The sequence below is a fragment of the Enterococcus sp. BWB1-3 genome (assembly GCF_016745275.1).
Lineage (GTDB): Bacteria > Bacillota > Bacilli > Lactobacillales > Enterococcaceae > Enterococcus_L.
Window position 1 is genome coordinate 14,875 of the sequence record NZ_JADOEP010000027.1, and the last position, 12,686, is coordinate 27,560.

Below are 12,686 nucleotides of genomic sequence, written 5' to 3' on the forward strand. Positions count from 1 at the left end.
CTCATTTTATGAGGTGAGGAAGATGGAGCAAGTAAAGACAACGGATTTTTCCTTATGTCCCAAGTTTGAAAAAGCTTTCGGTATATTGGGAAAAAAATGGAATGGTTTGATTATTGATGTTTTGTTGGAAAATGGTCCTCAACGTTTTGGAGAACTTAAGAATAAGATTCCAATGCTTAGCGACCGTCTGCTTGTTGAACGGTTAAGAGAGCTTGAAAGGGAGCAGCTTGTTACTAAAGCAGCACGATGCGATGATTCTTCAAGGCTTGAGTATATGCTGACGGATAAAGGGCAGGCGTTGGAGCAGTCAATGAAGCAGCTGCAGGCTTGGGCAGAAGAGTGGGTCACTGAAGAAGAATGCAGTTGACCAAACAGAAAAGTTCTTGTAAACTAAAGTCAATTGGATAATAAAGAAACGTTGATGGAAGCAAGTAGTTTGGCTGATTCGTATAAGGGAAGACCTGTCATGGACTGGAAGCAGGTCACGAAATCGAAAAATGAACATTTCACTTCCGGAGTTTGTTTAGTCTTGATTGACTTGACCGGCAAAAGCCGTTAAAAGATAGAGTGCATGACAGTTATTTGTCGTGAATGAGGATGGTACCACGAGAGCTCGTTCCTTTTACAGGAACGAGCTCTTAGTTTTTTCCTGGAAGAAGCGCAAGCCGTTGTTTTGTCTTCGTGCTGTCATTTTCCTGATAGGCTGCTATCTGTTGGGCTGCTGAGGTCAAGTGCAATCATAAAAATAATTGTTTATAACAGGAATGGATTGGGAAACCGCCCGCTGTCGATTGTTTCTGAACAGAGGCTCAGGAAGGAACGGAGCGGTCAGCAGTGTCAAGCCTGTAATAGGAATGCAAAGAAGAAAGGAAGAGAATTATGTCACTACAGTCCCAATTGGAAGTGCTGAAAGATGAAACACTTATAAAAATCAATCAAAGCAGTGATTTAAAAGTGTTGAACCAAATACGCGTAGAAACACTGGGAAAGAAAGGGCCGATCACAGAAGTACTTAGAGGGATGAAAGATCTCTCGCCTGAGGAACGTCCGGTTGTCGGCAGCTTTGCGAATGAAATCAGAGATTTGTTGAGTCAGGCCATCGAGGAACGAAAAGAAATATTGGAGCAGGAAGCAATGAATGCTTCTCTGGCTAAAGAAACGTTGGATGTAACGCTTCCCGGCAGACAAATGACAAGAGGAACCCGGCATATTCTATCTCAGGTAATGGAAGAAATTGAAGATATTTTTGTTGGAATGGGCTATCAGGTGGTTGACGGGTATGAAGTGGAGTCTGACCATTATAACTTTGAACGGATGAATTTGCCAAAAGATCATCCTGCCAGAGATATGCAGGATACTTTCTACATTTCAGATGAGATATTGATTCGAACGCATACATCTCCGGTTCAGGCCCGAACAATGGAAAAACACGATTTTTCTAAAGGGGCGCTGCGTATGATTTCTCCGGGGAAAGTGTTCCGCAGAGATAATGATGATGCAACGCACAGCCACCAGTTTCATCAAATTGAAGGGCTGGTCATTGACAAAAATATTACAATGGGCGACTTAAAAGGAACTCTGGAAGTTGTTATGCAGAAAATGTTCGGAGAGGATCGTAAAATTCGTCTTCGTCCAAGCTATTTTCCGTTTACTGAACCATCTGTTGAAGTTGATGTCAGCTGCTTCAAATGCGGCGGAGAAGGTTGTAATGTCTGCAAGCATACCGGCTGGATTGAAATTTTAGGTGCAGGAATGGTGCATCCGGATGTGTTGCAAATGTCAGGTATTGATCCGACAGAGTATACTGGATTCGCCTTTGGTTTAGGACCTGATCGTGTAGCGATGCTTCGCTATGGCGTAAATGATATTCGCAGCTTCTATCAGAATGATCTGCGGTTCTTAAATCAATTCAAGGAAAGGAAGTAATGACCCATGTTCGTTTCATATAAATGGTTAAGCAGATATTTAGACTTAACAAAGGTAACGCCTGAGGAATTGGCGGATAAAATGTCCGTAACAGGAATTGAAGTGGAAGCTGTTGAGATCCCTGAAGAAGGTCTGAAAAAAATTGTTGTAGGAGAAGTGAAAGAATGTATTCCGCATCCTAACTCAGATCATTTATCCATCTGTCAGGTCGATATTGGGGAGGAAGAGCTTTCTCAAATTGTATGCGGAGCACCGAATGTAAAAGTCGGCATTAAAGTGATCGTGGCACTTCCAGGTGCTCGTATCACTGGGAATCAAAAAATTAAAAAAGGTAAAATGCGTGGGGAAGTGTCGAATGGTATGATTTGTTCCCTGCAGGAGCTGGGCTATTCAGATAATGTTATTCCTAAGGCTTATGCAGATGGAATTTACTACATGCCTCAGGATGCTGTCAATGGAGAGGCTGTCTTTTCCTATTTAGATATGGATGATGCCATTATTGAGCTGTCTATTACACCAAACCGGGCAGATGCATTGAGTATACGCGGAGCAGCTTATGAGGTTGGTGCAATTTACCGTCAGACACCAAGGTTTGATGAGATCAGGCTTTTGGAAAATACTGGCGAAAAAGCAGAAGAATATGTTTCTGTAGAAGTAAAAGATCAGGCAGATGCGCCTGCTTATCAGATTCGGATCATTAAAAATGTGAAGATTCAGGAAAGTCCTCTTTGGCTGCAGACTTGTTTGATGAATGAGGGAATACGTCCAATTAACAACGTAGTTGACGTGACGAACTATATCCTGCTGCTATTTGGACAGCCGCTGCATGCTTTTGACTACGATAAATTGGGAAGTAAACAAATTTTGGTGCGTCGCGCTGAAGAAGCAGAAGAAATGGTCACACTGGATGGCGAAATGCGTAAGCTTTCTCCAGAGAATATCGTAATTACAAACGGTCAGGTTCCAGTTGCTCTTGCAGGAATAATGGGTGGTGCCAATTCTGAAATTACCGATGAAACAACGACGGTTGCATTGGAATCTGCATTATTTGACAGTCTGTCCATTCGCCGAACCTCTAAACAGTTTAATCTGCGCAGTGAATCCTCCAGCCGTTTTGAAAAAGGAATCAATAAAGGTACAGTGGCGGAAGCAGGAGAAGTGGCGGCAGCGATGATTGCTGAGCTTTCCGGCGGAACAGTTGTTTCCGGCAGCAGTGTGGGCAGTGAAATTACTCTTGAGCCAGTTTATGTCAGTGTATCAGTTGATCGTGCCAATCAGTATTTAGGAACGGATTTAACAGATGCAGATGTTGCAGAAATATTCACGGCATTAGGCTTCGACTATACCTCTGACAATGGTATTTACACAGTTGAAGTACCTTCGAGAAGATGGGATATTACAATTGAAGCAGACCTGATCGAAGAGCTTGCCCGGATTTATGGGTATGATCGGTTGCCTTCCACATTGCCTAAAGGAGAAACAGTTGCCGGCAGTCTGACAAGAACCCAGCAGTTTATGCGTCAGCTGAAAGGAATCCTTGAAGGCTATGGCGTCAGCGAAGCAATCAGCTATGCATTGACGACAGAAGATAAAGCGGGACAATTTAGTTTGAAGCAAAGCAGCCCAACAAAACTTCAGTGGCCAATGAGTGAGGAGCGTTCAGTTCTTCGTATGAACCTTATCTCAGGACTGCTTGATGATGTACACTATAATATTGCCCGTAAGAATAATGATATCGCATTGTATGAAATCGGACGGGTCTTTTATCAGGAAAATAATCCATTGAAAGATCTGCCTTATGAAGAAAATCATTTGGCGATTGCTTTGACTGGAAATTATACTGAAAAAGACTGGCAGACCAATGCTTCTCCAGTTGATTTCTACACAATCAAAGGAATGCTGGACAGCTTGTTTGAGCTGACAGATTACGCGAAAGGCATCACGTATGAAGCAACACAGGACGTAAAAGAAATGCATCCGGGAAGAACCGCTTATATCAAGCTGAACGGAGAAGTTATCGGATTTGTCGGACAGATTCATCCGTTAACTGCAAAAGCCTACGATATTCCTTCTGCCTATGTTGCGGAATTGAATCTGCAGGGGTTGCTGACTGGAGAAAAAGAAGCGTTTGTCTTTGAAGCAGTATCCAAGTTCCCGGAAGTAAAACGGGATATTGCGTTACTGGTTAAAGAAACAGTGACCAATCAGGACCTGACCGCCTGCATACAGAAACATGCAGGGCGCTTCCTGAAAAATATTCACTTATTTGATGTGTATCAGGGTGAGAATATTGAAGTTGGAATGAAATCCGTGGCTTATAGTCTGACATTTGCCAATTCAGAAGCAACACTGGTGGATGAAGAAATTAATGGGGCGATGAACAAAATTGAAAAAGCTCTGGCTGAGACTTACGGAGTGACAATAAGATAAAATGAACTGTGCATCAAAAACACGAACTGTTTTTGATGCACAGTTTTTAAGTAATACTGACAATTCGTGATTCAACAAAAAAGGAACAGGGAAAATAGTGATGCATTTCCGGTTCCTTAAGTTTAGCTGTTTAGTTAATACCCTTTTGCCCAGTTTCGAGACAGCCATCTTGAAAACTGTGAAATGGCAAAGTTGACAGTGAAATAAATTAATGCGACCAGTCCGTATATGGTGAAGACCTGCGCAGTCTGTACATAACGTCCCATAAGGATATAGGATTTTCCGAACAGCTCCTGCAAAGCAATAACAGAATACAGAAAACTGGTATCTTTTATGACTGTTACAAACTGTGAAATGATGGCAGGCAGCACATTGCGAATTGCCTGAGGCAGTACAATATACAACAATATCTGGAAATTACTGAAACCCTGAGAACGTGCCGCTTCTTTCTGTCCTTTATCCACTCCGTTTAAGCCGCCGCGAATTATTTCCGCCAAAGCCGCAGTGGTGAAGACTGTAAAGCTGACAATACCTGCAGGGGTAGATTTAATTTTAAAAATCAGAAAAATGACATAGATCCAAAGCAGGTTTGGAATGTTTCGAACGACTTCAATATAAATACTTGCCAGTAATTTCAGCGGTCCGCCTTTTTTATTACGTAAAACTGCCAAAATTGTTCCAAAAATTGTACTTAACGCGATAGCGGAAAATGAGATAAAAAGAGTAAGTGAAAGTCCGTCCCATAAAAATCGCAGATTATTTTCAGTGAAAATTTGACTAATTTGTTCTGACATCATTTACCCCCTTATCTGTTGTAAGCTTTCTTATTGTTTTCCTCAAGACGTCTCGCAAGGGTTGCCAGCGGGAAGCAAAGGATAAAGTAAAGCAAACCGGCAACTGTAAAGGCCGGGATATAATTTAGATTGATTGATGACCAACTGTTGGCAGTAAACATGATGTCCATGCCTGAGATAATTGCAACTGTCGCCGTATTTTTGATTAAGTTAACCACCTGATTTGTCAGCGGCGGCAGCATGATTTTCCATGCCTGAGGCAGAATCACATAGCGCATGGTTTGAGCCGATGTAAATCCTTGAGAATATGCGGCTTCAAATTGACCTTTCGGTACAGCACCAATTCCAGAACGGACGACTTCGGAAATATAGGCTCCATGGTAGAGTCCGACACAGAGAATAGCAGTTGTAGTTGCTGAAAATGTCAGAAACTGATACCCAAATAGAGGCAAGCCGTAATAAACAACAACAAACTGAATTAACAGCGGCGTATTTTGAAAAAACTCAACATAGACACGGCTGATTATTTTAAGCAGTATATTCTTGGTTGTTGAGAAGCTCCCAAAAAGAACGCCTAGGATTAAAGCAAGTGCAAGTGCTCCAAGTGAAATCATAATGGTATACAGGAAAGCATCTGCGAACAGACGCCAGTCTCTGATAACCGCCTGCCAGCGCTGAAGGGCAAAAGGCCCTTCCTCCAGCCAGGATGCAGAAATGATAAATGACATAAATAAACCCCTCCTAAATTCATACAAAACGATGTAGAATCAGAAAGATTATTTCAAATTCCAAGTCGTGTAAATCTCGTCCAGTGAACCATCTTCCTGCCATTTTTCAATCAGATTGTTCAAGTAGTCGTTTAAGTCTGAGCTTGATTTTTTCGTAGCAATACCATATTCCTGCGGAGAGAAACCGTCTGCCAGAATTTCAGTATCATCATCAACGTATCCAGTCAGAATAGATTTATCTACTGAGAATGCATCAATACGTTTAGATGTTAAAGCTGTTTTCAGTTCAGGATAAGAGCCAAGCTCCTGGAAGTTAAATGAAACGCCTAAAGAATCACCTTCAGCGATAATTGCTTCCTTGGTTGTTGCTGACTGAGCAACACCGATAGTTTTTCCATCTAAGCTGGCTGTATCAGTAAAACCGTCAGATTTTCGTACTAAGAAGCCAACTTCATCCTGATAATAAGGAGTGGTAAAGTTGTACGTTTCTTTTCGTTCATCTGTAATAGTAAATGTTGCAATAATCATATCCACCTCGCCGTTATCCAAAAGTGGTCCGCGGGTTTTTGCAGTAACGCCGACAAATTCAACATTGTCTTCACTGCCGGTTAATTCTTTTGCAATTTTGCGGGCAATGTCAGGCTCCATACCTTCATTTTTATTTGTGTCCGGGTTCATATAACCAAAATTAGGTACGTCTTCCTTAATGCCGACTTTGATGACGCCTGCATCTTTAATTTTGTCAATAGCAGAGCCGCTTGAAGTAGCTGCGTCTTCAGAGCCTCCACAAGCTGTGAATAGCCCAAGTGCTGCTAAAAGAGTCAGTCCGCCTAATAGTTTTTTCATTTTTTTCATAAAACATCCTCCTTGTTTTAGTTGATTATGCGTCAAGAATAAGAGCCGGTAATATGTGTCGGGTGCAGTGTAAGCAGGTGACAGAAGCGGCAACGGATAAACAAACCATAGTGTTTAAGAATTATGAATAATTTTGCTGAGAAACTCTTTCGCACGTTCATTCTGAGTGTTCGTGAAGAAATGTTCAGGGGTACCGGTTTCGACGATTTTTCCCTCATCCATAAAAATAACCTTATCTGCTACCTGTCTGGCAAAGCCCATTTCGTGAGTTACGCAGATCATGGTAATGCTTTGTTTGGAAAGATCTACCATCACGTCTAAAACTTCCTGAATCATTTCGGGGTCAAGGGCTGAGGTAGGTTCGTCAAAAAGTATGACTTCCGGGTGCATGTTCAGGGAACGGGCAATTGCCACCCGTTGCTGCTGTCCTCCGGAAAGTTGAGCCGGATATGCTTTTGCTTTGTCGGCTAGTCCGACACGTTCAAGATATTCCATCCCTGTACGGGTTGCTTCCTCTTTGCTGACGCCTTTTACCTTAATCGGTGCGAGTGTTAGGTTGTCAATAATTGTTTTGTGTGCGTAAAGATTGAAGCCCTGAAATACCATGGCTACTTTTTTACGTACAGATTGAATGGGAGCTTTTGGCTCAGTGATGTTTATCCCGTCCACAATAATTTTTCCGTCACTCACTTTTTCCAGACGGTTGATACAGCGAATTAATGTACTTTTGCCGGAGCCGGAAGGACCGATAATAACGATTTTCTCTCCCTGATCGACTGAGAAGGAAATATCCTTTAGTACATGATGATCGCCAAAGTACTTGTTTACATGTTCCAATGAAATCATAGTCAATCTCCTTTATTTATTGAAGATAATCTTCCTCTTTAACGGTAAATGAGGAATCGTTCGTTATCTCCTTTACTTGTTCAACAACCAGAGTCATTGAGTACCAAAAAAATGAGACGTGTTGTTTTCTTTTATAACGAGAAAGAAACATGGTTCAATTCTAAGGTATGTTAGATTAAATAACCAGTTGGAAAAATAAAATGAGTGGATAAAAAATTTTAATTTAGTAAATTACTGGGAAAATAGCAGAAAAGATCATAATTTTTAAATAAATACGTCTTTTTTCAACAATATAAAAACATTTATCCTCGTAATTTAATCTTATGCTCATAATTCTTTCCTTTCGTTAATGTTAGAAATTATAACATAAGTTTTGAGCGATTTCCAGTTTTTTATCAAATTATTTATTGAGCAGTTAGGATAACTGGATAGGCTGTTGAAAAAATAAATGGATTGCCGAATAGAGAATAAAACTTGAAAAAGTCCATAAAAAAGTGGAGAATAAAGGTATTGAAAAAAATACTACTATATAAAAGGTTTGAATAAAAGATGAATAATGAAGCAATTGGATTTATAGATTCCGGTGTGGGTGGTCTGACGGTAGTGAAAGAAGCAATGAAGCAGCTGCCGAATGAACGTCTGATTTATTTGGGAGATACTGCACGCTGTCCATATGGGCCACGTCCAGCTGAACAGGTAATCCAGTACACGTGGGAAATGACGTCGTTTCTTTTGAAGAAGAATATAAAGATGCTGGTGATTGCCTGCAATACGGCGACTGCTGTCGCATTGGACGAAATCAAAGAAAAGCTGAATATTCCGGTAGTCGGTGTTATTCTGCCAGGCTCCCGGGCGGCAGTTAAGGCAACCAAAAATAATCAAATTGGTGTTATCGGGACAATGGGAACAATCAAAAGCGGTTCCTATAAAAATGCATTGAAAGAGAAAGTCCCTGTTATTCATGTGACAAGTCTTTCTTGTCCTAAATTTGTCCCTATCGTAGAAAGCAGTGAATATCATTCTTCTGTTGCAAAGAAGGTAGTGACTGAAACGCTGAAACCTCTTAAAACCAAGGGATTGGATACACTGATTTTGGGGTGCACTCATTACCCGCTGCTGCGGCCGCTGATTCAAAACTTTATGGGAAACAGAATCAAGCTGATAGATTCAGGTATGGAAACTGTGAGTGAGGTCAGTGTTCTGCTGGATTATTTCAATTTGGCAGGAAGACCGCAGGAACAACCACCATTGAATAAATTTTATACAACTGGTTCAGCAGCCATGTTTAAACGAATTGCCAACGACTGGCTTGAGTTGGAAACAGTCAATGTAGAACATGTAAATATAGGAGGAAGCAAGTTTGATTAGACACGATGGAAGAAACGAGCGCGAATTGAGAAGGATTACAATTGAAACAGGTGTTTTTAAACATCCCGAGGGATCTGTTGTTATCTCTTTTGGAGATACCAAGGTTATTTGTTCTGCAACAATTGAAGAGAAGGTTCCTCCCTTTTTGAAAGGGCAGGGGACTGGCTGGGTAACAGCGGAATATAGCATGCTTCCTCGGGCAACCAACACGAGAAATAGGCGGGAAAGTGTAAAAGGAAAGCTTTCTGGCCGAACGATGGAAATCCAACGTCTTATCGGGCGTTCTTTGAGAGCGGTAGTTGATCTGGAAAAATTAGGAGAACGCAGTATTATTGTTGACTGCGATGTTATTCAGGCAGATGGCGGAACGCGAACCGCCAGTATTACAGGAGCTTTTACAGCGATGAAGCTTGCTGTTGAAACCCTTTTAATTAAAGGAAAACTGACTGAAGATCCTATCAAGCAGCATCTTGCGGCAGTCAGTGTGGGTATTTTGCCGGATGGGCAATGTGTGCTGGACTTGGATTATGAAGAAGACTTTGCTGCGAAAGTTGATATGAATCTGGTTATGACAGAAGCAGGGGAGTTTGTTGAAATTCAGGGGACCGGCGAAGAAGCAACTTTTTCAGGAGATGAACTAAATACAATGCTTTTTTATGGAAAAACAGGAATCAGCGAGCTGATAGCTGAACAAAAGACAATTTTGTATCAAGCAGCAGAAGAGCCGATTGATTCAGATCAGAAGACGATTGTCATTGCGACAGGGAATCCTGGAAAAGCGTCAGAATTTAAACAGTTGTTTGCAGCGAAAGGATATGAAGTAAAAACCCTTTTAGATTATCCGCAGCTTCCCGATGTGGAGGAGACTGGTGAAACTTTTGAAGAAAATGCCCGGTTAAAAGCAGAAACAATTGCAGGGATTCTTCATCAGCCGGTTCTTGCAGACGATTCAGGTTTAATTGTAGATGCATTAGGCGGCAGACCAGGTGTTTATTCTGCCCGGTTTGCAGGAGAAATAAAAAGCGATGCGGCAAATAATGCCAAGCTCCTGCATGAAATGACAGATGTTCCGGAAAACGAGCGGACTGCACGTTTCCATTGTACACTGGTTTTTGCTGCTCCTGAGAAGCAAAGTCTGGTAGTTGAAGGAGAATGGGAAGGACGAATCGGAACAATTCCAAGAGGAGAAAACGGCTTTGGATATGATCCTCTGTTTTATGTTCCAGAAGAAGAAAAAACAGCAGCAGAAATTTCTCCAGAGCTGAAAAATACAATCAGCCACAGAGGAAAAGCTGTGAAGCAATTAAAAACACAATGGGAGAATTGGCTGAACAGCTGATCTGACAGGAGGAAAAGAATGAGGTATTTAGTTGTAAGCGATAATCATGGAGATCGAGATATTTTAGTACAGTTAGTCAAGCAGTATAAAGGGAAAGTCGATGCATTTTTTCATTGCGGAGATTCTGAACTTGATACTTCTGATCATTTGTGGGATTATTTCACAGCAGCTGTAAAGGGAAACTGCGACTATGATCTGGGATTTCCGGAAACAGCAATAAAGAATACAGGTGAAGATGTTATTTTTCTGACACATGGGCATCTGTCCAATGTACGTTTTGGACTGACACAGTTGGCTCTGCAGGCGGAAGAAGCCGGAGCCAATATCGCTTTATTTGGACATACGCATGAAATTGGCTGTGAAATGCATCAGGGTATACTGTTTTTAAATCCGGGAAGTATTCGTCAACCTAGAGGACCAATCCAAATTCAGTCATATGCAATCATTGACAGTACAGAAGAGCAGCTGGATGTTCAATATTATGACCGCAGCTTTTCGCTGGTTCCCGAACTTCATTTCAGCTTTAAAAAATAATTTATCTATTTTACGGATGTTACAGAGAACCTAATCAATCATTTTTAAAACAGCTCTAAATCGTTTGTTCCGACAGAAGTCTAGATGATGATTTAGAGTTTTTTCTTGTTGTAAAAGGTGAAATCGGGACAAAAGCAATCAGCTCCGAAAATTATCAAGGAATACTATTTATAGAATGAATAGCTGAGAATTGATATACTTCGCTTCGATCCCATCAACTTCTATGTATGAAACATACGAGAGTTGACAGGCTTCACTAGGATTGCTTTAGCAGAGTAGATGAAGTCCTGTTACCTACTCGGTGAAGAAGCTGCTCCTGCGGTTACTCATCGCAAAAAGAATTTTTGCTTTTGTTCCGCCGATTATTCGAGGCTAGATACGAAGTAGAGTTTGGAACTTTATTCTGCCCCACTCTCTTTTTAAAATCCGGCAGTACGAACTGAATTGTAAAAAACTTTAAATGATCTATGAAAAAACTGCGAATTTAGAGACATTCCCTGTCGTTTTTTGTACAATAAAGAATGTAGTGAAAAACGAATGGAGGCACTCCAATGATTGGAAATGCTGTTAAAGAATTATTGTTAGAGAAACAAGATACATTTATGATACCTGGCGAGAATGTTGCCAATGTTATGTGTTTGAACCCTTTAAATCATGCGCTGCTTGTTTTATCTCAAGTAAGATATTCAAAAATTCCCGTATTGGATAAAGGAGACCGCTTTGTCGGCTTAATCAGTCTTTCAGATGTGGTAGATAAAATGTTTGACCTTACCTCGATTGATTTGGAAAAGCTGCAGGAGTTTACAGTCGCCGATGTGATGGAAGTAGGGGTTCCTGTAATCGGCGAAGAATGGGAGTTGGAAGATGTGCTGCACTTGCTGGTGGATTCACCGTTTCTGCCGGTTGTCGATAATAACCAGTGCTTCAAAGGTATTATTACAAGAAAGGAATTGCTGAAAGCGATTAATCATATGGCACACGAACTGGAAAGGCATAATATTGTGCTGCCGAAAGTCGAGGAGGACCAGGAAAATCAGGCAATTTGATTTTTTAAAATTCACATTTCTTTTTATTTCTGTTATGCTGTTTGTTAGAAACTGAAGGGAGTTGTGTAAATGGATGCCCATGAAATAATCAATTATATCGGGAGCGCTAAAAAGAAAACAACAGTGAAAGTCACACTTAAAGGAAAGCTGAAAGAAGTGGTTTATCCGGAAGAAATAAAGGCTTTTGCAAACTGTAAAACGGGAACTTTATTTGGCGAATGGGCTGATATTAAAAAATTTTTAGAAGAAAATCAGGCAGTTATTGATGATTATGTTGTAGAAAATGATGGTCGGAATTCTGCGATTCCTTTATTGGATACGAAAGAAATAAATGCAAGAATTGAGCCTGGTGCAATTATCCGTGATCAGGTTGAAATAGGTAATCAGGCAGTTATTATGATGGGTGCCATAATCAATATCGGAGCAGTGATTGGTGAAGGTTCGATGATTGATATGGGCGCCATTCTCGGTGGAAGAGCAATCATCGGCAAACATTGTCATATTGGTGCAGGAACTGTACTGGCCGGAGTGATTGAACCGCCAAGTGCAGAGCCGGTTGTGATCGAAGACAATGTGATGATTGGTGCGAATGCAGTAGTTCTTGAAGGTGTTCGTGTAGGTAAAGGTGCGGTTGTTGCTGCCGGAGCAGTTGTTATAAATGATGTGGCACCGAATACTGTTGTTGCAGGAATTCCAGCAATAAAAATCAAGGATTTTGACGAAAAAACCAAAGATAAAACAACGATAATGAAAGAATTGAGAAATCTTTAAATCCAGCTATAGAGGATGGAGAAATTTTTTGATTGTTTCGATGATCTGT

At 41.0% G+C, this 12,686-nt stretch carries 12 protein-coding genes; 8 read left to right on the top strand and 4 right to left on the bottom strand.

All coding sequences use genetic code 11. The features are described 5' to 3' along the window. The first annotated feature begins 22 nt into the window (after nucleotides 1-22). From IW492_RS15055 to pheT, 3 genes are all read left to right on the top strand, one after another. Nucleotides 23-367 carry a winged helix-turn-helix transcriptional regulator gene (locus IW492_RS15055; protein WP_202068619.1) on the top strand — a complete coding sequence of 115 codons (345 nt, stop codon included), beginning with the start codon at nucleotides 23-25 and terminating at the stop codon, nucleotides 365-367. 512 nt (nucleotides 368-879) lie between these two features. Next, entirely contained in the window at nucleotides 880-1,926 is a 1,047-nt protein-coding gene (pheS, locus tag IW492_RS15060) for a phenylalanine--tRNA ligase subunit alpha (protein WP_202068620.1), read from the top strand. Nucleotides 1,927-1,932: 6 nt separating this feature from the next. Next, complete coding sequence (pheT, locus tag IW492_RS15065; protein WP_202068621.1) at nucleotides 1,933-4,356, top strand: phenylalanine--tRNA ligase subunit beta; 2,424 nt, start codon at nucleotides 1,933-1,935, stop codon at nucleotides 4,354-4,356. Between the two features lie 134 nt (nucleotides 4,357-4,490). On the opposite strand, the gene IW492_RS15070 is transcribed toward pheT, so the two are convergent. The 4 genes from IW492_RS15070 to IW492_RS15085 form a co-directional block, all read right to left on the bottom strand. Continuing rightward, nucleotides 4,491-5,150 carry an amino acid ABC transporter permease gene (locus IW492_RS15070; protein WP_229443824.1) on the bottom strand — a complete coding sequence of 220 codons (660 nt, stop codon included), beginning with the start codon at nucleotides 5,148-5,150 and terminating at the stop codon, nucleotides 4,491-4,493. 11 nt (nucleotides 5,151-5,161) lie between these two features. After that, nucleotides 5,162-5,878 carry an amino acid ABC transporter permease gene (locus IW492_RS15075; RefSeq protein WP_202068624.1) on the bottom strand — a complete coding sequence of 239 codons (717 nt, stop codon included), beginning with the start codon at nucleotides 5,876-5,878 and terminating at the stop codon, nucleotides 5,162-5,164. 48 nt (nucleotides 5,879-5,926) lie between these two features. Continuing rightward, entirely contained in the window at nucleotides 5,927-6,733 is an 807-nt protein-coding gene (locus tag IW492_RS15080; protein WP_202068626.1) for a transporter substrate-binding domain-containing protein, read from the bottom strand. Between the two features lie 114 nt (nucleotides 6,734-6,847). Then, a complete protein-coding gene (locus IW492_RS15085; protein ID WP_202068628.1) occupies nucleotides 6,848-7,579 on the bottom strand; it encodes an amino acid ABC transporter ATP-binding protein in 732 nt (243 codons plus the stop codon). A 549-nt stretch (nucleotides 7,580-8,128) separates the two neighbouring features. Between IW492_RS15085 and racE the strand changes: the two genes are divergently transcribed. The 5 genes from racE (at nucleotide 8,129) to dapD (ending at nucleotide 12,637) form a co-directional block, all read left to right on the top strand. Then, complete coding sequence (gene racE / locus IW492_RS15090; protein ID WP_202068630.1) at nucleotides 8,129-8,947, top strand: glutamate racemase; 819 nt, start codon at nucleotides 8,129-8,131, stop codon at nucleotides 8,945-8,947. Further along, nucleotides 8,940-10,286 carry a ribonuclease PH gene (gene rph / locus IW492_RS15095; RefSeq protein ID WP_236671942.1) on the top strand — a complete coding sequence of 449 codons (1,347 nt, stop codon included), beginning with the start codon at nucleotides 8,940-8,942 and terminating at the stop codon, nucleotides 10,284-10,286. The genes racE and rph overlap by 8 nt, the downstream gene beginning before the upstream one ends. 18 nt (nucleotides 10,287-10,304) lie before the next feature. Further along, on the top strand, nucleotides 10,305-10,820 hold the full coding sequence (locus tag IW492_RS15100) for a metallophosphoesterase (RefSeq protein WP_202068633.1): 516 nt from the start codon (nucleotides 10,305-10,307) through the stop codon (nucleotides 10,818-10,820). Nucleotides 10,821-11,371: 551 nt separating this feature from the next. Beyond that, a complete protein-coding gene (cbpB, locus tag IW492_RS15105) occupies nucleotides 11,372-11,866 on the top strand; it encodes a cyclic-di-AMP-binding protein CbpB (RefSeq protein WP_202068635.1) in 495 nt (164 codons plus the stop codon). Between the two features lie 69 nt (nucleotides 11,867-11,935). Next, entirely contained in the window at nucleotides 11,936-12,637 is a 702-nt protein-coding gene (dapD, locus tag IW492_RS15110) for a 2,3,4,5-tetrahydropyridine-2,6-dicarboxylate N-acetyltransferase (RefSeq protein WP_202068636.1), read from the top strand. Nucleotides 12,638-12,686 lie beyond the last annotated feature (49 nt).